Source organism: Marinobacter sp. LA51 (genome assembly GCF_030297175.1).
GTDB classification, from domain to species: domain Bacteria; phylum Pseudomonadota; class Gammaproteobacteria; order Pseudomonadales; family Oleiphilaceae; genus Marinobacter; species Marinobacter apostichopi.
This window is the reverse complement of sequence record NZ_AP028070.1, coordinates 1613330-1637914: the sequence shown is the minus strand read 5'-3', so window position 1 is coordinate 1637914 and position 24585 is coordinate 1613330. Positions and strand designations below refer to the sequence as shown.

The window sequence follows — 24585 nt, the reverse complement described above, 5'->3', positions numbered from 1 at the left end:
ACCGTTACTCCTTAGTCTCACTGTCCATGGACAGTGTCATCAGTGAATCACGGCCCATGATCCTGCGGATCTTTTCACCGTAATTGGGGTCGGTCGCGTAGCCCGCTTCCTGAAGCTTGTCGGCAAAGATCTCCGGCTGATCGGCTACGGACAGCACGTCTCGGTAGCGCGGATTCGATTCCAGGAACGACACATAATCACGGAAGCTGGATTCGTAGTCGGGATAAGCCCGGAACTGCGCCTGCTCTTTCAGCGGCAAACCTTCCCGGTATTCCGTGGTGGTGATGGTTACCGCTTCGCCCTGCCACCGACTGTCGGCCTTGATACCGAACAGGTTGAAACTTGGCTGATTACCATCCCCTTTGATCATGTGCCGACCCCAGCCGGTTTCCAGGGCCGCCTGGGCCACCATCAGCTTGGGATCGATTCCTGAATCGCCGGCAATCCGTTCCGCCACCGGTAACAGCTCACGCACAAAATGCTCTGGCGAATCGAACTGTTCAGGCAGTGCTTCGGATGCCGACGGTTTCAGCGAGTGTGCTGTCGACTCTGCAATCTTTGCCACTGCAGTAACCTGGTCCAGCTGTTCCGGCAATTTCGCCGACAATGCTGGCAGGCTGCGTTCATAATCAGCGAGGCTGGCCTTGTGAGCCGCCAGTTTGCCGCCATCGCTGGCCAACCCGGGCGTCTGCTCACCAAGCTGACGAACCAGAGCCTCGGCAAGTCCGGTGCCCTGCCCCTTGGCCATGGTCAGGCTCAACTGGCTGTCGAACATGTCCCGGTAGAATTCAGACTGGCTACTGTTCAGGTAATTACCTTCCGCGAACACATCGCCGGCCTTGCGCATGGATTTCAGCATTTCCGACAGGAACAGGCTCTCGAACTGACGCGCCACCTCTTCCAGGGCCGCCTGCTTGTCAGTGCGAGCCTGAGATTTCAGCGCATTCAGCCCGTTGAAATCGGTGTAAACCTGAGCCTGTTGAACCTGATAATCCTGCATCATGACACCTAGATCACAATCAGCTCGGCGCGCAGGGCACCGGCCTGTTTGAGGGCTTCCAGCACCGCCATGACATCCCCAGGTGCCGCACCTACCTGGTTCACGGCCTGAACAATGTCGTTCAGGGTGACCGCTGGCCCAAACTTGAACATCCGCGCGGGCTCTTCGGTAATGGCAATTTGGGAATCCTGCTCCAGAGCCGTCTCGCCCTGGGCCAGCAGATTAGGCTGAACCACGTTGGGATTTTCCTGAATGGTGACGGTCAGGTTGCCGTGGGTCACCGCCGCCGGGCTGACCTGAACATTCTGGCCAACCACGATGGTGCCGGTGCGGCTGTTGATCACCACCTTGGCCGCATCCTGCGCGGGATCGACATTAATGTTTTCAAGGATCGACAAGAAACTGACCCGCTGGGATGGATCCCGGGGGGCCCGTACCGAAATAGAGGTGGCATCGTGGGCGTACGCCATATCCGGGCCCAAATGACCGTTCACTGCCTCCACCACCCGGCGAGCCGTGGTGAAATCCGGACGCAACAGATGGAAGGTGATGGTGTCGCCCTTGGTGAACGGCGATGCCACTTCACGTTCAATAGTCGCGCCATTGGGAATACGGCCTACGCTAGGAACATTGACGGTGATGCGGGAGCCATCCTGGCCCTGGGCACCGAAACCGCCAACTACCATGCTGCCCTGGGCCATGGCGTAAATATTGTTATCAGCGCCTTTTAGCGGCGTCATCAGCAGCGTGCCGCCGCGAAGGCTGTCGGCATTGCCAATGGAGGACACAGTGATATCAATTTCCTGGCCGGTTTTGGCAAAAGGCGGCAGCGTCGCGCTCACGGTAACGGCCGCCACATTGGCCAAGTTTGGGTTCACGCCCTCGGGCAGGGTCACACCAAACTGGTTCATCATGTTTCGGAAGGTCTGATTGGTAAACGGAGCCTTGTCACCAGTGCCATCTAGACCAACCACCAGGCCATACCCCACCAGCTGGTTGTTCCGTACACCCTTGATCCGCGCCAGATCCTTGAGACGATCCGCCATCACCGGTGCGACACAAACCGTCAGCATCAACGCCACAGCCAGAAACTTTTTCAGGCTCATAACGGCCACCACTCACTATTAAAGAAGCGTGCAACCCAACCCATCTGGTTGGCCTGGTCGAAATCGCCGGTACCACCATAGGCAATACGGGCGTCGGCAATGCGGTTGGAGGCAACGGTATTGTCAGGCTGAATGTCCTGCGGCCGCACCAGGCCCGTCAGGCGGATGTACTCGTCGCCATTGGTCAGCGACAACCACTTCTCGCCCCGGATACGCAAGACGCCGTTTGGCAGTACTTCGGTCACCGTGACAGTGATGTTGCCAGCCAGACTGTTGCTCTGATCCGCCTCGGCGGAGCCTTCAAAATCCCGTTCCTGATTGAGCGCGGTGTTGATTCCGAAGTTGCTTTTCCCAAGGATCGTTGGCTCTGGCAAGCTGATTTCGTTGTCTTTGGTGATGCTGGTTTCGGCGTTCTTGCTCGCCCGTGTGGATTCTGCAAGCGTAATGGTCAACACGTCCCCCACGTTCAGCGCGGTAGTGTCGCCATAGAAGTTGTAGTTGCGGGAACTCTGAAAGATCGCCCCGGAATTCGGGTCTTTCTGCATCATCGCCTGCGCCCGCACTGGCGCATATTGGGGATCGTCCGGAACCGCCCTGGGACGGCTCATCGCGGTGCACCCCTGGAGCACGATCAAAGCACCGACCAGCGCCAAGGTAGGCACTCGATCACGCAGGTTGGTTCGGAGGACGTGTGTCATAACTTAACCAATATTGTTGGTGATGAACTGAAGCATCTGGTCGGTAGTGGACACGACCTTGGAGTTCATTTCATAGGCGCGCTGAGTGGTGATCATATTGACCAATTCCTCAACCACCTCAACGTTAGATGCTTCCACAGAGCCTTGCTCAATGGTGCCGAGGCCGGCCAGCCCGGGCTCGCCTTCGGTCGGGTCGCCGCTGGCGTTGGTGGCCTTGAACAGGTTGTTACCAATGGCCTGCAGCCCTTGCGGGTTGATGAAATCTACCAGCGTGACCTGGCCCAGATTAACCGGAGCAGCCTGATCATCGGTGATCGCAGTCACGGTGCCATCCTTGCCGATGGTGACGGTCGTAGCGTTCTCCGGCACGGTGATCGCAGGCTCCAGGGCATAGCCATCCGGGTTCACCACATCGCCATTGGCGTTGAGCTGAAACTGACCGTCGCGGGTGTACGCGACCTGACCATCCGGCAACTGCACCTGGAAAAACCCACGGCCGTTTACGGCCATGTCCAGTGGTTGCTCGGTAATCTGAAGATTGCCCTGGGAGAACTGCTTGGCCGTACCAACCACGCGAACGCCGGTACCCAGCTGAAGGCCTGAAGGCAGTTCCGAGTTCTGGGTGCTCAATCCGCCCGGCTGACGGTCGATCTGGTACAGAAGATCCTGGAACACGGCGCGGTCTCGCTTGAAGCCGGTGGTGTTCACGTTGGCCAGGTTGTTGGAAATGGTGGACATGTTGGTGTCCTGCGCGCTCAACCCGGTTTTGCTGACCCAAAGTGCTGGATGCATGTTCTTTCTCCTTGCCGGGGGACTGTCGAAGCGGCCATGTTTTGCCGCTTTCAGCCCACCAGGCCATGGTCTTCAATAGTTATCAGAGGTTCTGCAACAGCCGTGCCGCCGCTTCGGAATTTTCTTTAGCCGTGCTCATCACCTTCACCTGCATCTCGTACTGCCGAGACAGCTGAAGGTTGGAAATCATTTCCTGCACGGCATTAACGTTGGAGCTTTCCAGGAACCCGGTGGCCACTCGCAGATTGGCGTCCGGCGGCTCAGCGCCGTCGATGGCCTGATCCGGCTGACGCCGCATAAAACCATCCGGCCCTTTTTCCAGCGCGTCCAGTGGCGGATTCACCAGCTTGAGCCGATCCACTTCAACCAGCTCATCCGGAGCGCCTCCAACGGGCACAATCGAAACGGTGCCATCAGCACCAATCTGAACGTTTTCAAAAGGGGGAAGCGCGACCGGACCACCATTGCCAAGCACCAGCTCGCCATCGGCCAACCGCATCAGGCCATTTACATCAACCTGCAGGCTGCCGGTACGGGTGAAGACTTCTTCGCCGACGTTGTTCTGGATGGCCAGCCAGCCTTCGCCTTCCAGGGCGACGTCAAGTTTCCGGCCGGTCTCCATGAGGGCACCGGCCGACATGTCGGTACCTGGCCGCTCGGTCATGGCGTAGGCACGGGTCGGATAGGATTCGCCATACACCGGCATGCTACGAGCCTGTGCGAAGTCTTTCTTGAACCCTGTGGTACTGACGTTAGCCAGGTTGTTGGCGTGGGCACGCTGACCCAGCATATTTTGCTTGGCGCCAGACATACCGAGATAGAGGGCTTTGTCCATGGGAAAACTCCTGCCGGAATTTTGACTGTTTCCAGTCTTCCTGCAGGAGTTGTGCCATGTTTATCGCTTAAGGGTTAAGCAGAAGTCTAGCGGAGGTTGATGATGGTCTGGGTGACCGCATCAGAGGTTTCAATGGTCTTGGCATTGGCCTGGTAATTGCGCTGGGCAATGATCAGGTTCACCAGCTCTGCCGACAGATCGACGTTGGATTCCTCAACGGAACTGGCCTGGATAGAACCAAGGGTGCCAGTGTCCGGAGCACCAAAGATCGGCTGTCCAGACTCGAAGGTCTCGACCCAGGAGGTATCCCCTACCGGCGACAGCCCGTTGGTGTTGTTGAAGGACGCCAGAGCCACCTGTCCCAGCGACTGGGATTGACCATTGGTGTACCGGGCAAAGATAACACCAGTACCCGAAACATCCAGACCGGACAACCGGCCCGTGGTGTAACCATTCTGCTGCTGGTCATTGACCCCAAACGCAGCGCCATACTGGGTGGTATCCGACAGATTGACCACAAACGCCGACGATGTGGGAGGCTCAGGAATCGGTGTCACAACCGCGGTGCCAGCGGCGGGCGGACCATCAGCGCCATTGGGCTGACCGTTGCTGTCTTTCGGAACCCAGTCATCCACCACAAACTCACCGGCGGGATCACCGTCGATGGACTGCAGGTTACCGTTCTGGTCGAAACGCGCAGTGAACGGCGTGGTGTCTGTTCCAGCAACCAGCTCACCGTCGATCTCAACGTAAACCGACCACTCACTGGTACCTACACCGGCACCCGGAGACGGCTCTTTCACATAGAACTGGGTCAGCTCGTGGGAGTTACCGAGGCTGTCGTAAATGGTGGTCGAGGTCGCATGGTTGTAGGTGCGCTGATCCTGGGGATTAAACTCGTTGGTAATCCGAATCGGCGAGGTGTTGAAGGCCGTCTCGAAATCACCGTCAGCGGGATCAACAATGCCGGCTACCACACGATCTGCCGTGGCGTTGATATCGCCCTGAACTGAAACATCCGCATCGGTGTCTGTACCCAGCTCGCCATCATCGTCATAGCGGTAGGTCAGAGTGTCGCCCTGGTTGTGGATAACGCGCAGGACATTGGTACCGGTACCGTCGTCCACGGCCGACGCAGAAATCGACGTTTCGCTGGAGTTATTGATGGAATCCACCAGATCCTGCAGCGATGTAATATTGCTGGTATCCAGCGCCAACGGAGCACCATTAACGCTGAGGCTGAAGGCAAAGTTGCTCGCACCGGCCGAGGTAATGTAGGCATCGTCCAAAGCCGTTGTTGCCGTGGTCGTGGCTGACGCACTCAATCCCGGAGCATTGTTCAGGGCCGCAGCGGCTTCTCGTGCGGTGGTCGCTGCCGTCAGATCAACCGAAACGTCAGGCGTACCGTCGGTGTACTGAACATTGAAGGTTTCACCCGATATGTCGGTAAACGCCAGCGGCCCAATATCCCGAACCCGGGTTTCGAGTACCGGCTCGCGGGAATCCAGGTTCAGGTCTGATGACAGGCTGGTGGTACGGCGTGGCGCCAGATTGTCGGTTGATACCTGCAAATCTCCACGGATACCGGACAGATTACCATCGCCATCGGCGGTGAAGCCCTGAACACGCATGTTCTGGTTGTTGGTGACAAAGCCGTCCTTATCGATGCCGAACTGCCCTGCCCGTGAATAGCGAGTCTCGCCACCGTTATTCAGGATGAAGAAGCCATCACCACTGATCGCCATGTCCAGGCCGCTGTCCGTAAAACTGACATTGCCCTGACTGAAAGACTGCTTAACGTCCTGAACGCGCACGCCGTCGCCCACAGTACTGTTTCCGGCACCCAAAAAGCCGCTGGCGTAAAGATCACCAAACTGCGCCTTGCTGCCTTTAAAACCGACGGTACTGGCGTTGGCAATATTGTTGCCGGTGACGTCCAGATCCACCGATGCTGCCCGGAGGCCACTGAGCCCTGTGTTAAATGCCATGATTCACCCCTTGGTCTGACACCGGTATTAGTTAATTTGCTTGACATCGGACAGGGCGATCGAGCCCATACCCGCGAGATTCAATGTCACTGAACCGCCCTGGCCCAGGGAGACGCTGTCAACGTTGGCGCTAACCATGGTCGACAGTTGCTGCTGGCCTTCCGGATAGGAAGCTTCCGCAACAATCCGGTAAGGCCCCGGCGGCAATTGGTTGCCGTTGCCGTCCTGGCCATCCCAGCTAAACGACTTCACGCCCGCCGGACTGCTACCCAGGTCAATCTGACGCACCAGTTCGCCCTGCTGATTCTGAACTGAAAGCCGCAGGCCACCGGTGGATGCCGGTACCTCAATGGTTCCATCAACCACGCCCTCAGCCCCCAACACCCCAATCTGAGACGGTGCCAGCACGCTCTTGCCGACCATGGCCGAGGCCTGCAGTGCCTGCGTTGAGCGAAACTGACCAACCACATCGTCAACATTGCCGGACAGCTTCTGCATTTCCTCCAGTGAACTGAACTGGGCCAACTGGGAGATAAATTCGCCGTTGTCCTGAGGCTCCAGCGGATTCTGATTTTTCAGCTGGGCCAGCATCAGCTCCATGAATTCGTTTCTGCCGAGCTCACTGTTGCCCTCGGCACCGCTCTGTTGCTTGAGCTGGTACTGGCTCAGAACATCGGAAGCGTCTGTTGCGTTAATTGCGCTCATTGCGTGCTCCTCACCAGATTACTGCTGACCCAGCGTCAGAATGCGCTGCATCATGGATTTGGCGGTATTCATGATATCCACGTTCATTTGGTAGCTGCGCGAGGAGGACATCATGTCGGCCATCTCTTCCACCACGTTAACGTTCGGGTAGAACACATAGCCCTCTTCGTTGGCCGCAGGGTGCTGCGGCTCATAACGCATCTGCAGATCGGCCTGGCTCTCAACCACGCCCTCCACACGAACACCGGCACCAGGACCTTGCTGCCCGCCCATTCCAAGGTTCTGCTGATCCGGGTTAAGCATGGACTGCTGGATGGCGGCAAAAACCGGCTTGCGTGCCCGGTAGGTTTCTTCGGTACTGGAACTGGCGGTTTCAGCATTGGCAATGTTGGAAGCCGTGGTGTTCAGCCGCAATGACTGCGCGGTCATGCCGGACCCGGCGATGTCAAAAATGCTGCCTAATGACATGATCTCTCTCCTTCGCTAATCGCGTCGCTGCGGCTTACTCGCCCTTGATGGCTTTGGTCAGCCCGGAAAATTTGCTGCTCAGAAACTGGAAGCTGGCCTGGTAATCCATGGCGTTGCGCATGAACCGGGACTGCTCCTGCTGGGCGTCAACAGTGTTGCCGTCCAGTGATGGCTGGTGCGGGGTGCGGTATAGCAGATCTCCGCTGGCAGACTCTGTGGACGTGTCCATGTGACCATCGTCCGTCTTGGCCATTTCAAATCCGGAAACGCTCTGCTGAGCTTTCTGCATCATCGCCTGGAAATCGACGTCCCGCGCCTTGTAACCCGGGGTGTCGGCATTGGCGAGGTTGTTCGCCAACACTTCCGCCCGCTTTACCCGGGCTTCCAGCGCCTGAGCGTGAACTCCCAGAGCGTTATCAAATGAAATTGCCATACTGCCTCCCAAATTCTGCACTCGTCTGCCGGCCAAAATTGCCGGTTGTGCTCTTTGACAGGGTTAAAGCAAAGCAGATGCCAGAATTGGAAAAGCTAGCCAGGAAGCGGCGAAACGAGGGATTGAGGCAAGGAAGGCACTGAAAAGATGGGGCAAAACCAATGACTACTTCGGGAAAGCGGCAAACTGTTTCCCCCGACCAGCGGGCCGGGGGATGCGGTCGCTATCAGCTGCCTGGCTCAGCCGTTCCAGTGCTGGACAAAATCGGGGGTTTCCGGCCTTGGCACCGGAGGCTTTTCCGACGACACCGTACCCGTGTAGAGAAAGCCGACGATTGATTCGGTCTCACTGAGACCCAGCCCCTGGTGCACCTGGGTGTGATAGGCCGGACTCCCGGTGCGCCACATGACACCAAATCCGGCTTCCTGCAGGGCCAGTTCCAGAAAACTCATGCCGGCTGCTGCAGACATAATCTGCTCAACTTCCGGCACCTTGGGATGGGGCGTCGGAGAGGCAATTCCTACGATAACCATCGGCGCCCTCAGCGGTGCCCTGCGCAGCTTTTCGATTGCCTGCTCGTCACTGTTATTGGCACAGGTAGACGCAAACAGGTCACCCAGGGCCTTTAGCCCCTCGCCTTCGATGATCAGGTAGCGCCAGGGGCGAAGGAGTGCATGATCAGGCGCCCGGGCGGCACAGGCAAAGGCTCGCTCCAGGGTTTCAGAATCGGGTGCCGGTGCCTCCAGCCTTGGCTCGGAAGCCCGGTTGAGCAGAAATTCGCTGACTGCGGTCATATCGTCTCGCTATCGGATAAGGGTTTCAGGAATCTTGGTCATAGTTTGGAGCTCAGGTGAATTGTGGGTTACACCTAATACTGCTAACCTTTAGTCGTAGTCCGGCCTACCTAAAAATTTAAAAACAACTTAGTAGCAGCACCATGAGTGAGCAACAAACGTTTAACAACTTTTCCGAATTCTATCCTTACTACCTCGAAGAACACAGCGACGTTACGTGTCGTCGGCTTCACTTCGTTGGCAGTCTGTTGGTTCTGATCGTCACAGCCTGGGCGCTAATGTCCGGGAGGCTGGCGTGGCTGCTGCTGGTGCCGGTCATTGGTTACGGCTTCGCCTGGGTTGGCCATTTCAAGTTTGAGAAAAACCGACCCGCTACGTTTAAACATCCGCTGTACAGCCTTGCAGGCGATTGGGTCATGTTCAGGGATATGCTCATTGGCCGGATTCGCTTCTAGCATGGTAAGCGTAACGCCGGAGCTGCGCAGCCCCAGCAGCGCATTGCCCATGGATCATCACAATCATCCTGTGGTGATTCCTCCTATGCCGGACTATAACGGCCGGATTCTTGCCTACACTGCTACTGCCGTCATTATTGTTACTGGCGCGCTCCAGGGAGCCTTCGAGCAATGGTTGTTGTGGCTGGTGGCGGGCGCCCTGACCTGGCCGCACGTCGCTCACGCACTGACCCGCCGCACCTTCCTCCAGCACTCGCCCCGTATCCGTCATAAGATGCTGATTTTCGATTGCATGGTTGGCGGCGCCTTTATTGGTTGTATCGGGTTGGTGGCCATACCATCGGTGTCTGTTGTCCTGATGCTGATGTTCAGCTGCCTTATCGTTGGCGGCATCCGGCAATGGTTTCTGGGCAGCATCTTTATGGCCGCGGCCATTGCGGCCTCCGTCGCCATTGTCGGGCCTTCCGAGTCGCTGGAATCACCACTGCTGACCAGCATTCTCGCCATTTGCGCCACCGGCCTTTATATCTGCCTCACTGCCTACTATTCGCACCAACAGGCCCAGGCGCTGATGCTGGCCAAAACCCAAATCCAGAATCAGCGCGAACAATCCATCGCACTCTCCCACAAACTGTCCAAGTACCTGTCACCCCAGGTCTGGCAATCGATTTTCACCGGTGAGCGCGACGTTCGGCTTGAAACCCAGCGCAAGAAACTGGCCGTGTTCTTTTCCGATATCAAGGGTTTTACAGAGCTGTCGGAAGAAATGGAGCCGGAGGCGCTGACAGAACTCCTGAACCACTACTTCAACGAAATGTCAGAAGTGGCGCTGAAGTACGGCGGCACCATCGACAAATTCGTCGGCGATTCGATCATGGTGTTCTTTGGCGACCCCACCAGCCGTGGCCAACGAGAGGACGCCTTTGCCTGCGTTTCAATGGCGGTTGAGATGCGCAAACACATGAAGATCATGCGTCAGAAATGGCGCAGTCAGGGCATCAAGACACCCTTGCAGATCCGCATGGGGATTAGCACCGGGTATACCACTGTGGGCAACTTTGGCGCCGAAAACCGGATGGACTACACCATCATCGGCAAGGAAGTGAATCTGGCCAGCCGACTGGAATCGCTTGCCGAACCTGGTGAGATCCTGATCTCCTACGAAACCTTCTCGCTCATCAAAGACAAGATCATGTGCCGGGATAAAGGGGAGATTACGGTGAAGGGCTTCGGCAAACCCGTTCCCATTTACGAAGTGGTCGATTTCCGCAGGGATATGGGGCCCCACCGCAGCTTTCTCGAACATGAGCATAATGGGTTTGCCATGTACCTGGATTCGGACAAGGTGACCGAGAAAGAACGGGAGGCCATCCTGGCTGCCCTCGAGGATGCCGCCGACCGGCTTCGCCAGGAAGAAGGCGCATCCTGAGATCTTTCCAAATGCGCCCCTCCCACTCCCGTCTTTTCCTTTAATCTGCCGCTACTGACGAACCAGCCTGCCGCCGCTCTCCTGTGCAGGTTCGGTGGCGCGCCAGGGATTGATATCCAACCCGCCTCTTCGTGTATAGCGGGCACATACCATGAGCTTTTCCGGCTGGCACTGTGCCATTAGATCCGTAAACACCGTTTCCACGCAGTGTTCGTGGAAATCCTGCTTCTGCCGGAAACTGACAACGTATTTAAGCAGTCCCGCCCGATCAATTTTTGGCCCAGTATAGCTAACCATGAGCGTGGCCCAGTCGGGCTGCCCAGTCACAGGACAATTACTCTTCAGGAGATGCGAACACAGTTTCTCTGTAACGACTTCATCGCTGGCACTCAGCGACTTCGGGGCATACTCGTAAACCACGTCACTGACCGGCTCGTCGTCAATAAGCTCGTACCCCTGAGGCCTGCCAAAAGCATCACCCGGCTCATCCACGCTCTTCATATCAACCTGAACGGCGGCACCGCAGGCGCTGGAAAGGTCATCGGTGATGGTTTTGGCAACCTGCTCAGGCGATGAAAAGGCGCTCTGGTTGAACGAATTCAGGTACAGCTTGAGGGACTTGGATTCAATGATGGACGGCGATGCGGCCGGAAATCGGATTTCCGCCCAAGCTACTGCCGGCACACCACTTAAACGAAGCCAGGACACTTCCCAGGCCTGCCATAGATCTTCTCCAAACCATGGCCAGCGACCATCGCCCAGCCCAATCCGGCGACGGTTTTCGTCCCGGGCAACCGGAAATAGCAGAGACGGATCGTACCGATCCGGGTATTCGCTGGCCTTCCCCAGCGGTGCGTTTTGAAGCGCCATAAAACTTCCTGAGATCAGTGACGGATGCCTTTGCCCCGGGCCAGCATTTTCAGGGCAATGAACGCCAGCAGGGAAATAAAGACCAGAATCATACCAAGAGATACGAACGGATTAACGTCCGAGACCCCGAGAATACCAAACCGGAAACCATTAACCATGTACAGAATCGGGTTGGCCATGGACACGCCCTGCCAGAACTCCGGCAGCATATCGATACTGTAGAAAACACCGCCCAAATAAGTCAGCGGTGTCAGCACGAAGGTCGGCACGATGGAGATGTCGTCGAACTTCGTGGCCAGCATGGCGTTGATAAAACCGCCAAGGGAAAACAACGCAGACGTCAGAAACACCGTCACCACCATCATCGGCAGACTGTGAATGGTCAGACTGGTAAACGCCAGCGACAGCAGGGTGACGATCAGGCCGATGCCAAGCCCGCGGGCCATTCCGCCGCATACATATCCAGCCAGGATGACCCAGTTCGGAACCGGTGAAACCAGCAGTTCCTCTATGCTGCGCTGGAACTTCATTGAGAAGAACGACGACACCACATTGGCGTAGGAGTTGGTGATCACTGCCATCATGATCAGACCAGGAACGATAAACGCCATGTAGTCGAAGCCGCCCATCTCACCGATGCGCGAGCCAATGAGGTTGCCAAAAATGATGAAGTACAGGGTCATGGTGACCGCAGGCGGCAGCAGGGTCTGGGCCCAGATTCGGGTAAAACGGCGGATTTCCCGGGTAACAATGGTATTGAATGCGGTAGCTAGCGCCTGGGCCCTCATGCGACACCCTCCAGGCTATTTTTTGATTCCGAGGCGTTTTCCTCCACCATACGAATAAACAATTCTTCGAGGCGGTTGGCCTTGGTTCGCATACTGACTACCTTGATATCCAACTTGTCCAACTGAACGAATACCTGATTCAAGCCCTGGCCCTTCTGCACGTCCAGTTCCAGCGCCCCTTCCCCATCAATGCGCGTGGCAAAATCCGCCAGCTCTGGTGCTGATGACAACGGTGTGGCGGTATCCAGCACGAAGGTCTCGACACTCAGTTCCTGCAACAGGTCTTTCTTGCTGGTGTTTTTCAGAATCCGCCCGTGATCAATGATGGCGATGTTGCGGCACAGGGCTTCCGCTTCCTCCAGGTAGTGAGTGGTCAGGATAATGGTGGTGCCCTGGCGGTTCATCTCCTCAAGGAAGGCCCACATAGATCGACGCAGCTCGATATCCACTCCCGCGGTCGGCTCATCCAGAATCAGCAGCTTGGGCTCATGAACCAGGGCCCGCGCAATCATCAGCCGCCGCTTCATGCCGCCGGACAACATACGCGCAGGCGTGTCCCGCTTCTCCCACAAACCCAGTTTCTTGAGGTATTTCTCGGCCGACACCGACGCCTGTTTGAGCGGAATGCCGTAATAGCCGGCCTGGGTCGTAACAATGTCGAAGACCTTCTCAAACTGGTTGAAATTGAATTCCTGGGGCACCACGCCGAGGTTCAGCTTGGCATCGGACAAGTGGGTATCTATGTCCTTGCCGAAAACTCGAACCTTGCCGGCGGACTTATTAACCAGTGAACAGACAATCCCCAGCGTGGTGGATTTGCCGGCACCGTTGGGTCCGAGCAATGCAAAGAAATCACCTTCGGCGACGTACAGGTCGATTCCCTTCAGGGCTTCGAAACCATCACCGTAGGTCTTGATCAGACCTTCAATCTCAAGAGCGTGGGACATAAACCATCCTGAATTCCGCGGCACTTATCCCCCGGCAGGAACATCCACCGGGGCCAACGTTTAGAGTGCTATTGATTGTGGCAGCTCGGGTTATTTCAAGGTGCAAAACCCGCCGTCGGAATCCGAGGCAAAAACGGAAACTGCGACGAGTATCCCGATATCCGCAGCACCCCATCCCTATAATCCGGTTACAACAACTTACAAACGACGAGCTCACTCTTCGATTGGAGCGTGACGCCCGCGCACCGGGAACCGAAGCAAACCATGAGATCTGCCCACCTGAATCGATTGTCAGCGACCCTGGTAATTACCCTCGCCCTCACCGGATGCCTGGACGACGGCGGCTCCGACAGCAACGACACCAGGGTCGGCCGGCTTAATTACAACGGCTTCAGCGGACTGACCTATCAGACCCAGAGCCAACGTGGCACTACCAATGCCAATGGCGAATTTCGCTATTATCCGGGCGAAACCCTCAGCCTTTGGGTCGGTGACTTGGCTCTCGTTCAAGATGTTCCCACCCAGAAGTACGTCACCCTCCTGGAGTTTGTACCCGGTGTCCGCGCAGCTCTGACCGATCCCGCAACCGACGATGAAGGCTTGAGCACTCACACCATCAGAGAGCAGTTGCAGCTGGATAACGCGGAACTGAGAAATATCACCCGATTTCTGATGAGCCTGAACTGGACGGGAGACGTGTCTAAGGGCCAGGGCATCGACATCCGGGAAAGGGTCCTAAGCCAGCTGAACGCTGCCCTGCCCAACCTGCCTGAACCGATCAACTTCAGCGTCAGCGAAGCGGCGTTCACCGGTTCGGATGAGGACGTCTCACCCGCCAACCGGTTACTGGCAGAAATCTGTTTCTACCCGGAAGGTCATTCTTTATGTGACGAACCGCCAACAAAGGAGGAAATAGAACTGGCGCCTTCCCGGCCGGAAAACGAAAGCGATCGAGACCCGAATGTTACCTATAAAGAGGACCTGGAAAACACCCGTGATCGCATCCTCGACGCCATCCGAACTCTAGACGACACACTGGCGAATGACCTGGAGTCGTATCTTTCCCGGGAACTCAAAGCCATAACAACAGCGGTGGCGAACCGCTATTACCTGGATGAGGACGTTGCCAGCCATACGGCCAGCGATACCGGAGTGCAGTCTGTGCGCATTCGAAAAATTGGCGGAGCCCCGGAAATAGTCAATATCGAAGCCATCAGCACGCGAACGGATCAGGTCGCCATTCACGCCACCAACTGGCAGGAAGCCGAATTCGACTACTTTGTTGCGGGAGACGCGGGCGGAGAGTCTGAGCTGGTGGTCAGTTTCCGCCCGGAAGATACTTATCGATGGATTCGCAAACAGTTGCGGGTAGTCATCCGCTGATCAAACGGTTCAAGCTCCAGCGAGAGTCCGCTCCGGTCACGTCATAACGCGACGGATCCAGGTCTTCCGTGCCGTGGGGTAGGCACTCCCGAATGGTAACGGCCTCATCAGCCGCCCTGGTTTCATTGTACCGGGCAAGGTCGATGATCTTAGCCGACTTCAACGGATTGCTGTCGCTGTCGGTCATCAACATAATGCGCGGCCACAAGCGGCGCTCCGGGGAATGTGACATCACCATGCCACGCTGTCCGTCCGAGAGTTCCACCAGGCTGCCCGTTGGGTAGATGCCAATGGACTGAATGAAGTTCTCCACCAGATCATCCTGAAACTCGATGTTCCTCATTTCATACAACAGCGCGACGGCCTTGTCCGGCGTGACCGGCACGGCAGCTTCTCTGGGGCCAATCAGGGATTCAAAAAATTCGGCGATACCCGCAATCTTGGCCAGTAGCGGAATGCGGTCACCACGGACACCTTCCGGGAAACCAGAGCCGTTATGGCGCTCACGATGTCCCTGAACAACGCTCAGGACAGCCCGAGACAGGCCGCTGTCGGAGAGCATCTCCACCCCCTTGTCTACGTACTCTCGATACTGGGCGTATTCGCTGGCATCCAACTGACCTTCCCGACTCAGAAGCTCTTTTGACAATGCACTCTTACCCACCTGCGACAGGAGGCAGCCCAGCCCGAGGTGGTTCATAAGGCCTTCGTTGAGCCCCAGGTGTCGACCGCACACCAGAGCCCATACGGATGTGTTCAGGGCATGCCGGTAGACATAATCGTCATGCTGACGCGTTCGACTCAGCAACAGTAAGGCATCAGGTTGACGCACCACGCTACTCACCATCTTGCTGGTGACTTCGGCAATAGGCTTGAGATCAACCACTCCGTTGACCCTCAACGTGTCGAATAGCCGATGAAGCGCAATATCCGCATCGTCCAGAAGACGTTTTGACGCTTTGGCCTCTTTTTTCAGGGTGGTCAATTCTTCGTAGCGAACCGGCTCACGGATCGTCAGCGGCGGCAACTGCAGGACATCACGGCCCTGGCCGCGGCGACCAGATTTGCGGCCAAAACGGGGAGCCCCGCCTTCAGTGGACTCCCGCTCACCTCGCACTTCGGTAACGTCGACTATCACCCACTTGCAGTGTGAGGCCAGGGCCCGAACATCGTCTTGGGACCGGACATGAAATCCCTGGATGGGGAAAGGAGTCTGGTGCCAGGGCTTATCCAGATCAGACACAAACATGCCCACTTCCAGATCATGCACCGCAATTTTCTTTTGCTGGACGCCCACAGGTCACCTCAATACGGAAACTTTTCGATGGTTACCATTTTGGCGGAGTGACCAACAGAGTCCATAACAGTTTGGTAGCACGAAGTAACCAGAGAGCGACGAAGGGTAACGTTTTAACTCAGAAGGAAACAAAATGTAGGAGTGTGATGACGGTCACACGGTAACGTCAAAATGTGTCACTTTGCGTCACACACCGAGCCATCAAATTCCGGCATTTTAGCGCGAAGGGAGCCACGCGGCGCTTTTCGGACATACACGGTATAAGGAACCGGAGAGGCCCGCAGGTAGTCAAGGTTACGTTCTTCGTCACCTGCCTTCACCGTCGTGGAAGCCGGAACACAGGAAACGAGAAGGTCAAGGCTGCCCCCAATTTCTGCAACTCTGGCCTGAGGATCGGAGGGTTCCGCCACCATGCAGCGCACGCCATCTGTAGCCAATTTGCCACTCGGCGCGTGCAGGTCCTGGCCGACCTCACCGCACGCGCGGATACCTGTGCCACACTCTCCGGCTTGGGGATCAGCGCTGTCTCGCAACCTCCACACCCGCTCACTGCATTGGGTTTCAACCCGAATTGCAGTGGCCTTGTCACTGACAAACCACCAGCTCGGGTAATCGGCGCTTTGCCATGACAGTCGGATTTGACGGGGTTCTCCTGCAGAATTCTCGGCAGGAAACATTGCATAATGGGAGTGATAGGAAGCACAACCGGAGCTGACGGCGGCGACAAGCATCAGGCACAGCCCTTTCATGCTAAGCGCCCCTGAGTTCGAACTGCAGTCCCAGGCCGTCATTGGTTCTTCGCACCACCACCATTTCAAGCACCGGAGCAGGCACCGGAAGGCCCTGGACCTGAACGGTCACAGTATCACCTATGCTTGGCTCGAACGGCTGAGCATCAACAATAATAAACACGCCACCATCCGAAATGTCCCGGGTGGAAAACGTAAATTCACCCAATTCCGGATGTACCACCTTTACTTTGGCGCTCATCGCAGTGCGGATGTACTCTCTTCTGTCGATCCCTGTCATCGGCTTGCCCACTACTTTTTACATAGTTTTTATAGTCTTCCGAAGCATAACACCATTTTCAGTTAAATAGACCACCGATAATATTGACTACTGAACCAATACAAATGAGAATGGTTGACGTTTTAATTCCAAGTGCACTTACGCTTAACACAGCCACATTATCTTGCCACAAGGATACGACCATGCACATGAAGCTCGCAGCTGCTGCAGCCATGACTTTGACTGCGCTGCCCCTCGCCGCTTCCGCCGAGGGCGACGTCAATATCTACTCCTATCGCCAGGCCTATCTTCTGGAACCACTCCTGAACGCCTTTGAGCAGGAAACGGGTATCGATGCGAATGTCGTCTTTGCGAAAAAAGGCCTGGCCGAGCGGCTGGAGCGTGAAGGGCGCAACAGTCCTGCTGACGTGGTGATGACGGTAGATATCTCCCGCATTAACGAGCTGGTTGAGCGCGATCTTGTTCAGGGCGTCGAAAATGACGTTCTTAACGAGAACATTCCTGAAAACCTTCGTCATCCCGAAGGTAAGTGGTTCGCACTGACCACCAGGGGTCGTCTGATCTTCACCTCCAGGGAGCGTGTTGAAGAAGGCGAAATCACCACCTATGAGCAATTGGCCGATGACAAGTGGAATGACCGCATCTGCACACGGAGTGGCAAGCATCCATACAATATCGCGCTGTTCTCCTCGATGCTGGCTCATCACGGTGAAGCAGACACCAAAGCCTGGCTGGAAGGCCTGAAGGATAATCTCGCCCGCAAGCCCCAGGGCGGCGACCGTGACCAGATCAAAGCGATTGCTGAGGGCGTGTGCGACATTTCCATCGGCAACAGCTATTACTACGGCAACATGCTGCAGGACGAGAACCAGCGCGCCATTGCCGAGCAAGTTCGACTGGTGTTCCCAAATGCCGAGGGTCGTGGCACCCACGTGAACATCAGCGGTATTGCGCTAACCAAGAGCGCGCCAAATCGTGACAATGCCATCAAACTGATGGAATTCCTGTCGTCGGCTGAAGCTCAGCGCATCTATGCGGAAGCCAACACCGAGTACCCGGCAAATCCTGACGTTCAACCGTCTGGCCTGGTCGCTGAGTGGGGCGAGATCAACCCGGATCAGCTGTCCCTGCAGGAAATTGCAAATAACCGCAACGCGGTCGTAAAGCTGGTTGACCGCGTCGATTACGACGGCGAGTAACCGGAACCGGGCCGGCGTCGCCCAAGTTCGACGCCGGCTCTCATAGCCCCCTGTTAATCGTGGTGAGCAACGTCTGTCCATTGCAGGCAGCACCTCAGCTGTCTACAATCGGCAGCCATTCTCATTTCGTACTAATCGCAGGACCGCTATGACCGAGGCCGTTAGCAGAGTTGACCCAGGGTTAACCGAACCCCTGCTGGCGAAACGCACCTCTCGGCACTGGCTCATTGCCGCCTTCCTGACGACCACGATCGTAGCGCTGCCGGTACTCTCAGTAATCTTCCTCGCCTTTTTCCCGGAAGAGAATATCTGGCCTCACCTGCTGGATACCACCCTACCCCGCTACCTCTCAACCACACTGCAGTTGATGCTTGGCGTGGGCGCATTGACTCTGGTCATCGGGTTATCGTCTGCCTGGGCCGTCACCATGTGCGAATTCCCCGGCCGACGCTTTTTCGAATGGGCGATGCTGCTGCCCTTCGCCGTACCCGCCTACGTCATCGCCTATGTCTACACCAGCTTGCTGGACTATGCCGGACCGGTCCAAAGGAATCTGCGGGACTGGTTCGGCTGGGAGAACGCCAGTGACTACTGGTTCCCGGAAATTCGCAGCCTCGAAGGCGCCATCCTGATGATCGGACTGGTGCTCTATCCCTACGTGTACCTGCTGGCACGGGCCGCGTTCCTGGAGCAGTCGCCTTCGCTGTTTGCGGTCAGCCGCAGCCTCGGGCACTCCGCCCTGAGCACCTTTTTCCGGGTGGTTCTGCCGATCGCCCGACCGGCCGTGGCGGTGGGTCTGTCTCTGGTACTGATGGAAACCCTGAACGACTTCGGGACCGTGGACTTCTTTGCGGTCCAAACCCTGACTGCCGGCCTCTTCGACACCTGGATGAACCTGGGCAATCTGGGCGGCGCCGCCCAGATTGCGACCACCATGCTGATTTTCGTGGTTATCCTGGTAACGCTGGAGCGTTATTCACGGCGCCGACAGCAACAGTTCGCCGCACGCGACAACCGCGATCCCATCCGGCGCTTTACCATGTCGGCCCCAAGACAATATGCATGCCTGGCGGTTTGTGCCATTCCGGTGCTGTTCGGCTTCCTCATTCCCGGCTTCACCCTTGGTCTGTACGCCTGGGAATACTTTGGCGAGAGCTGGAATACGGATTTCATCCAGAACACCCTGAACAGCCTGCTCCTTTCTGGCACAGCCGCACTCACGACACTGCTGATCGGCATCACCCTGGCGTACAGCCGCCGATTGCATGACACCAAAGGCATGCAGGTGCTCATGCGCCTGTCGAGTCTTGGTTATGCGATGCCGGGCGCCGTACTCGCGGTGGGCGTTATCGTACCTCTGGCAGGCTTCGACAATTGGCTGGACAGCCTGACCAGGGACCTATTCGGCTTCAGTACCGGTCTACTACTGAGTGGCTCGACCTTTGCCCTGGTATTCGCCTACACCGTGCGTTTTCTGGCGGTTTCGGCTGGCAGTGTCGAGAGTGCTTTGCAGAAAATTACTCCCAGCATGGACATGGCATCACGCTCGCTCGGCCACACGCCGGGCAAAACGCTAGTGCGCGTGCACCTGCCGATGCTTCGCGGCACACTGATGACAGCAGCGTTGGTGGTGTTCGTCGATTGCATGAAGGAGTTACCAGCCACACTGATTCTGCGGCCCTTCAATTTCGAAACACTGGCGACGTACGTGTACCAGTTCGCCTCCGACGAGCGGCTTTACCACAGCGCGCTGCCGGCCCTGATTATCGTGTTGGCGGGTATTATTCCCATCATTCTGATGAGCCGTTCCATCTCCAAGACCAGAACAATGGGTTAAGCCTGCAGGGCCAGCGGCTCAGGAACTGACCCGGGAACGCACGTCCTTGACCACGAAGCGACCCTGAAAAACGGCTACCGGCTCGCGCTCGGGCTGGGTGGTTGGCTCGCCGCAGAAGACTTCCGCAGTGAGATCCAGACGCCCCTTGCCGTGACGGGCCAAACTTTTCCGGAACCGTGGCGGAATCTCCCCCGCGGGCAGCCGGCAAATCACATAGAAATCCTGATCAACGGGATCCAGATAATCAATATTGCCGCTTTGCACAACAACCGCTCCGGTAAGACCCAGATCCCCCAACGCCAACTCGGTCAAGCCCCAGGCGGCGGTAACCGCAGCAGAATAGACGCTACCACCGAATCCGGTACCCTGGTGGTTACGATTTGGCTCCAGGGGTGCCGCAAGTAACAGAGCGTGACCATCCCAGGAAATCAACCGAATGCCCAACGCCTCCGACAACGGGATTTCGTTATTGATGCGTTTCTGGAAAAGACTCAGCCGACTCATATCATCCTCCTGATCTTAATCCAGTTTATGCCCGCAGCCCACTTTTCCCTATGCGACTTACGTCGGTTCCAGACAGCAAAAAGCCCGGCATTGCCGGGCTTTTTGAGGCACTCCAGGTGTCATCGTGGCATCACTGCCAGATCACCGGCTGGCGCTGTGCGTACCAGTTATCGACCTTTTCCTGATAGGCGTCTTCGACCACATTCCGCTTGAGCTTCAGGGTCGGGGTCAGGAAGCTGTTTTCAATCGACCACTCATCGCTCACCACGGTGATGAAGGCAAGCTGCTCATGGGGATCAACTGTTTTGTTGACCTCCTGAATCAGGGTCTTGAAGCTGGCCTCCAACTCCTTACGGAAATTTTCATCCGCGGTTTTCGGACGAACCTCATCACCAAGCATTACCAGTGCATGAGGCTGGGTCTGATTAGCACCAGACACGCACACCATCTCGATGGCGTCGTGGGACATCAGACGATTCTCAATGGGTGCAGGCGCGATGTACTTGCCCTTGCTGGTCTTGAAGATTTCCTTGATGCGACCGGTCAGCTTCAGACGGCCCATCTCGTCAATCTCGCCTTTGTCTCCGGTTTTAAGGAAGCCATCGTCGGTGAAGGTTTCGCGGGTTTTCTCTTCGTCTTTGTAATAGCCCATCATGGTAGCCGGGCTCTTAACCAGCACTTCACCCTGCTCGCTGATCTTGACGTCCACACCCGGCAGCGCCTCACCCACATAACCGGTGCGTGAGCGGCCCGGTTTATTCATGTGAGAGTACGCGAAGTTCTCGGACATACCGTAGCCTTCGAGCAACTCAAGGCCGAGGTTGCGATACCAATCGAGCACATCGCTGGATAACGGCGCTGAGCCACTGCCCGCCAGCTTGACTTTGCTCAGGCCCAGACCCTTGAGGACCTTCTTCTTGATCAACTTGTTGACCACCGGAATCTTCATCAACCGCTCCAGCTTCTGCTTCGGCAGTTTTTGCAGAACACCGTGCTGGAATTTCACCCACAGGCGGGGAACGGAGAGGAACAGCGTGGGCTGAGCGCGCTGTAGGTCCTGAACAAAGGTATCCAGGGACTCTGCGAAATACAGCTGGAAACCGGTATATAGTGAACCAAGCTCAACGAAAGTTCGTTCAAATACGTGGGCCAGGGGCAGATAGGAAAGCATCCGCTCTTCCGAACCCACACCCAGCACTTGCGTTCCACCTTCAGCAGAGAAGGCCATGTTACGGAAGCTCAGCATGACGCCTTTGGGACGTCCTGTGCTGCCGGAGGTGTAAACAATGGTCGCCAACTCGTCCGGATCGCGATGTATGTTCTCTTCCAGCGGTGGGTACTTCGCAACTATGTCATCCCAGGATTCGAAATCATTGGGTGGGCTCAGCGGGAAGGAGATGCAGCGCACTGACTCCGGCACCCCAGGCTTCATCATATCCCAGTCGTCGAGCTTGCCGACGAACAGCACATCGCACTCGGCATGATTCAGGATGTAATTGACGGTGTCGGCATTCAGGGTTGGGTATAGAGGCACAGAAATGTGACCAGCCATCCAGATGGCCCAGTCAGTCATTACCCATTGGGCGCAGTTCTTGGAGATCAGTCCAATCCGGCTTTTTTCCGGGAGGTTAAGCGACTTCAGATAAGCCGCAACACGCCGAGCCTCATCTACCGCTCTGCCCCAGGTATACTCCACCACTTTCCCATCACCAATTGGCTGGGTCATGTAAAGGGAGTTCGCCTTCGTGTTCTCCCAGTGATAGACCATATCCAGGGGAAGCTTGCTTGTTGTGTCCATGGATCTTCCTTGCATTCGTTGTTCGAATTGTTAGGGACTATTATTAGACTTTCGTAGTGTATTTCAACACACAATCGCCCTTCAAAGTGTGACGCACGCAAAACTATTCCAGTTCACAACTTTCCAGTACGCTGACCTGCGCCGCTTCTGCCGGCCCCACAATCCCTACCCAGAATCCCGTCCGCCTGTGATAAACTTGCGCACCTTTATCGTGATGAACACCTAAATAGCATTGAACATCAAAACCCTACCATAACCAGACACTGACTCGGAGACACAGGCATATGGCCAAGAGAACTCTGCGCACCCTGATTGGTGCAACACTGCTGGCAGCAGCAGGCCTGGTGCAGGCTCAGGACGTTCGTACCGTAGCCATCACCCAGATAGTCGAGCATCCGGCACTGGATGCTGTTTATCAGGGCGTAAAAGACGAACTTGCGGCGCAGGGCTTCAAGGAAGGTGAAAACCTGAAGGTGATGCACGAAAGTGCTCAAGGCAACTCGGCTATCGCCTCCCAGATTGCCCGTAAATTTGTGGGTGACAGCCCCGATGTGATTGTTGCGATTGCGACTCCGTCGGCCCAGACGGTCGCTGCCGCAGCACGCAACGTCCCCGTTATTTTCTCTGCAGTTACCGATCCGGTCGGCGCCAAGCTGGTGCCCGCCCTCGAAGCGTCCGGCACCAACATTTCCGGCGTAAGCGACATGCTGCCGATCGACAAGCACCTTGATATGCTCCTGCGCGTCATGCCAGACGCCAAGCGTATCGGCACAGTCTATAACCCGGGTGAGGCCAACGCGGTTTCTCTGGTAAACCTGCTGGAAGAGCGTCTCGCCGCGCGAGATCTGGAACTGGTCAAGGCTGCCGCCACTAAAACCTCAGAAGTGCTCGGTGCATCCCGCTCCCTGGTTGGAGAAGTCGATGCCATTTATCTGACCACTGACAACACCGTGATCAGCGCTGTGGAAGCCGTCATTTCTGTCGGCGAACGTGCCAGCATCCCGGTATTTGCCGCCGACACAGCCACGGTTTCCCGCGGTGCGGTAGCAGCTCTTGGCTTCAACTATTACAATCACGGCCGCCAGACCGGCGCTATGGTTGCCCGGGTTTTGAATGGCAACAAACCTGGCGATATGCCGGTTGAAACCATGGACACCCTGGACCTGTTTGTGAATCCCGCCGCCGCCGAGCGGATGGGAATTACCCTGTCGGATGACCTGATCCAGGACGCCAAAGAAGTCGTCAAGAACGACAAGTAACGCTCGACCAAAACGGGCGGACCCCACAAGGGCCCGCCCGTTTTCTTTCACAGTGAATATTACCCATGCTTAGTGAAATCGCACTATACGGCGCCATTGAGACCGGTCTCATCTATGGCCTGGTCGCCTTTGGCATCTACATCTCATTCCGGGTTCTCGACTTCCCCGACCTTACCGTGGATGGCAGCTTCCCACTCGGTGCGGCTGTTGCAGCCATTCTGATCATCGCAGGCTGGAACCCATGGATTGCTACCGGAGCGGCTATTTTGGCCGGTATGGCGGCAGGTGCAGTCACCGCCCTGCTCAACGTCAAGCTGAAAATCCTGAACCTGCTGGCCTCGATCCTGACCATGATCGCGCTCTATTCCGTGAACCTGCGCATCATGGGCCGGCCCAACGTAGCCCTGCTGACCGAAGAAACAGTACTCACCCCCTGGTATAACCTGGACCTGGCTTACCACCTTGTTCCTGTACTGCTGTTCGTGATTGTGGTGACCGTATCCCTGATTCTGTTGTGGCGCTTCATGAAATCGGAAACCGGCCTGGCCATGCGTGCCACCGGCGCAAATCCGCGAATGGCTCGCGCTCAGGGTATCGCCACCGGCGCCATGATTGTACTGGGTGTCGCCCTGTCCAATGGCCTTGTGGGCCTCGCCGGTGCGCTGTTTGCCCAGAGTCAGGGCGCAGCCGATGTCACTATGGGCGTTGGCGTTATCGTCATTGGCCTGGCCTCCCTGATTGGAGGTGAAGCAGTGATTACCCCGTCAACGGTCGTGCGTGCCCTGCTCGCGTGCGTTGTTGGCGCCATCATTTACCGCCTGGCCATAGCCTTTGCTCTGAATGCCGATTTTCTTGGCCTTCAAGCCCAGGATCTGAACCTGATCACTGCCGTACTGGTCACCCTGGCCATCGTGCTGCCCGGAGTCCGTACCTCTGTGATCGGCAAACTGACCCGCAACAAGGCCTGAGGA

Annotated in this window: 25 protein-coding genes; 7 read left to right on the top strand and 18 right to left on the bottom strand. The window is 56.6% G+C overall.

The genetic code is table 11. From position 1 onward, the window contains the following. Positions 1–4 precede the first annotated feature (4 nt). The 10 genes from flgJ to QUE89_RS07545 all read right to left on the bottom strand — a co-directional run bounded on the left by flgJ (position 5) and on the right by QUE89_RS07545 (position 8819). Positions 5–1000, bottom strand: coding sequence for a flagellar assembly peptidoglycan hydrolase FlgJ (flgJ, locus tag QUE89_RS07590; RefSeq protein WP_286222842.1), 996 nt, complete (start codon positions 998–1000; stop codon positions 5–7). A gap of 8 nt (positions 1001–1008) precedes the next feature. Beyond that, entirely contained in the window at positions 1009–2106 is a 1098-nt protein-coding gene (locus QUE89_RS07585) for a flagellar basal body P-ring protein FlgI (RefSeq protein WP_286222599.1), read from the bottom strand. Next, positions 2103–2804, bottom strand: a complete 702-nt coding sequence (gene flgH / locus QUE89_RS07580; RefSeq protein ID WP_286222598.1) for a flagellar basal body L-ring protein FlgH — start codon at positions 2802–2804, stop codon at positions 2103–2105. The genes QUE89_RS07585 and flgH overlap by 4 nt, the downstream gene beginning before the upstream one ends. A gap of 3 nt (positions 2805–2807) precedes the next feature. After that, on the bottom strand, positions 2808–3596 hold the full coding sequence (flgG, locus tag QUE89_RS07575; protein WP_286222597.1) for a flagellar basal-body rod protein FlgG: 789 nt from the start codon (positions 3594–3596) through the stop codon (positions 2808–2810). Positions 3597–3678: 82 nt separating this feature from the next. Beyond that, positions 3679–4431 carry a flagellar basal body rod protein FlgF gene (locus QUE89_RS07570; protein ID WP_286222596.1) on the bottom strand — a complete coding sequence of 251 codons (753 nt, stop codon included), beginning with the start codon at positions 4429–4431 and terminating at the stop codon, positions 3679–3681. An 86-nt stretch (positions 4432–4517) separates the two neighbouring features. Further along, positions 4518–6419 carry a flagellar hook protein FlgE gene (locus QUE89_RS07565; protein ID WP_286222595.1) on the bottom strand — a complete coding sequence of 634 codons (1902 nt, stop codon included), beginning with the start codon at positions 6417–6419 and terminating at the stop codon, positions 4518–4520. A 27-nt stretch (positions 6420–6446) separates the two neighbouring features. Next, a complete protein-coding gene (locus tag QUE89_RS07560; protein WP_286222593.1) occupies positions 6447–7124 on the bottom strand; it encodes a flagellar hook assembly protein FlgD in 678 nt (225 codons plus the stop codon). An 18-nt stretch (positions 7125–7142) separates the two neighbouring features. Beyond that, the gene (flgC, locus tag QUE89_RS07555) at positions 7143–7592 is read right to left on the bottom strand and encodes a flagellar basal body rod protein FlgC (protein ID WP_286222592.1); all 450 of its coding nucleotides are present in this window, start codon (positions 7590–7592) and stop codon (positions 7143–7145) included. Positions 7593–7626: 34 nt separating this feature from the next. Beyond that, complete coding sequence (gene flgB, locus QUE89_RS07550) at positions 7627–8025, bottom strand: flagellar basal body rod protein FlgB (protein ID WP_286222591.1); 399 nt, start codon at positions 8023–8025, stop codon at positions 7627–7629. 239 nt (positions 8026–8264) lie between these two features. Continuing rightward, a complete protein-coding gene (locus tag QUE89_RS07545) occupies positions 8265–8819 on the bottom strand; it encodes a nitroreductase family protein (protein WP_286222590.1) in 555 nt (184 codons plus the stop codon). A 143-nt stretch (positions 8820–8962) separates the two neighbouring features. Here QUE89_RS07545 and QUE89_RS07540 point away from each other — a divergent pair, with 143 nt between their 5' ends. After that, entirely contained in the window at positions 8963–9274 is a 312-nt protein-coding gene (locus tag QUE89_RS07540) for an Mpo1-like protein (RefSeq protein WP_286222588.1), read from the top strand. Position 9275: 1 nt separating this feature from the next. Beyond that, complete coding sequence (locus tag QUE89_RS07535; RefSeq protein WP_286222586.1) at positions 9276–10703, top strand: adenylate/guanylate cyclase domain-containing protein; 1428 nt, start codon at positions 9276–9278, stop codon at positions 10701–10703. Between the two features lie 51 nt (positions 10704–10754). Here the strand turns inward: QUE89_RS07535 and queF are convergent, their stop codons facing one another. From queF to QUE89_RS07520, 3 genes are read right to left on the bottom strand one after another with little or no spacing between them, the layout of a single operon-like run. Next, entirely contained in the window at positions 10755–11573 is an 819-nt protein-coding gene (gene queF, locus QUE89_RS07530) for an NADPH-dependent 7-cyano-7-deazaguanine reductase QueF (protein ID WP_286222585.1), read from the bottom strand. Between the two features lie 14 nt (positions 11574–11587). Continuing rightward, positions 11588–12361, bottom strand: a complete 774-nt coding sequence (locus tag QUE89_RS07525) for an ABC transporter permease (RefSeq protein WP_041338827.1) — start codon at positions 12359–12361, stop codon at positions 11588–11590. Further along, on the bottom strand, positions 12358–13308 hold the full coding sequence (locus QUE89_RS07520) for an ABC transporter ATP-binding protein (protein WP_286222584.1): 951 nt from the start codon (positions 13306–13308) through the stop codon (positions 12358–12360). Before QUE89_RS07520 ends, QUE89_RS07525 begins: the two co-directional genes overlap by 4 nt. A 264-nt stretch (positions 13309–13572) precedes the next feature. Here QUE89_RS07520 and QUE89_RS07515 point away from each other — a divergent pair, with 264 nt between their 5' ends. Further along, the gene (locus QUE89_RS07515) at positions 13573–14691 is read left to right on the top strand and encodes an organic solvent ABC transporter permease (protein ID WP_286222583.1); all 1119 of its coding nucleotides are present in this window, start codon (positions 13573–13575) and stop codon (positions 14689–14691) included. Here QUE89_RS07515 and QUE89_RS07510 read toward each other — a convergent pair. The 3 genes from QUE89_RS07510 to QUE89_RS07500 all read right to left on the bottom strand — a co-directional run bounded on the left by QUE89_RS07510 (position 14681) and on the right by QUE89_RS07500 (position 17017). Continuing rightward, positions 14681–15988, bottom strand: a complete 1308-nt coding sequence (locus QUE89_RS07510) for a cyclic di-GMP phosphodiesterase (protein WP_286222581.1) — start codon at positions 15986–15988, stop codon at positions 14681–14683. The genes QUE89_RS07515 and QUE89_RS07510 overlap by 11 nt on opposite strands. 176 nt (positions 15989–16164) lie before the next feature. Beyond that, a complete protein-coding gene (locus QUE89_RS07505) occupies positions 16165–16737 on the bottom strand; it encodes a hypothetical protein (protein ID WP_286222580.1) in 573 nt (190 codons plus the stop codon). A 1-nt stretch (position 16738) separates the two neighbouring features. Continuing rightward, positions 16739–17017: a PilZ domain-containing protein gene (locus tag QUE89_RS07500; protein ID WP_286222578.1), complete on the bottom strand. Its 279-nt coding sequence runs from the start codon at positions 17015–17017 to the stop codon at positions 16739–16741. Between the two features lie 182 nt (positions 17018–17199). On the opposite strand from QUE89_RS07500, the gene QUE89_RS07495 reads away from it, so the two are divergent. Further along, positions 17200–18216 carry a Fe(3+) ABC transporter substrate-binding protein gene (locus tag QUE89_RS07495; RefSeq protein WP_286222577.1) on the top strand — a complete coding sequence of 339 codons (1017 nt, stop codon included), beginning with the start codon at positions 17200–17202 and terminating at the stop codon, positions 18214–18216. 148 nt (positions 18217–18364) lie between these two features. Further along, complete coding sequence (locus QUE89_RS07490; RefSeq protein WP_286222576.1) at positions 18365–20053, top strand: ABC transporter permease; 1689 nt, start codon at positions 18365–18367, stop codon at positions 20051–20053. An 18-nt stretch (positions 20054–20071) separates the two neighbouring features. On the opposite strand, the gene QUE89_RS07485 is transcribed toward QUE89_RS07490, so the two are convergent. After that, on the bottom strand, positions 20072–20557 hold the full coding sequence (locus QUE89_RS07485; protein WP_286222575.1) for a thioesterase domain-containing protein: 486 nt from the start codon (positions 20555–20557) through the stop codon (positions 20072–20074). 130 nt (positions 20558–20687) lie between these two features. Next, positions 20688–22355: an AMP-binding protein gene (locus QUE89_RS07480; protein ID WP_286222574.1), complete on the bottom strand. Its 1668-nt coding sequence runs from the start codon at positions 22353–22355 to the stop codon at positions 20688–20690. Positions 22356–22639: 284 nt separating this feature from the next. On the opposite strand from QUE89_RS07480, the gene QUE89_RS07475 reads away from it, so the two are divergent. Both QUE89_RS07475 and QUE89_RS07470 read left to right on the top strand, forming a co-directional pair. After that, entirely contained in the window at positions 22640–23614 is a 975-nt protein-coding gene (locus QUE89_RS07475) for an ABC transporter substrate-binding protein (RefSeq protein WP_138441093.1), read from the top strand. Between the two features lie 65 nt (positions 23615–23679). Then, positions 23680–24582 (top strand): ABC transporter permease, encoded by a 903-nt coding sequence (locus QUE89_RS07470; RefSeq protein WP_286222571.1) that lies wholly within the window; start codon positions 23680–23682, stop codon positions 24580–24582. Positions 24583–24585: the final 3 nt, after the last annotated feature.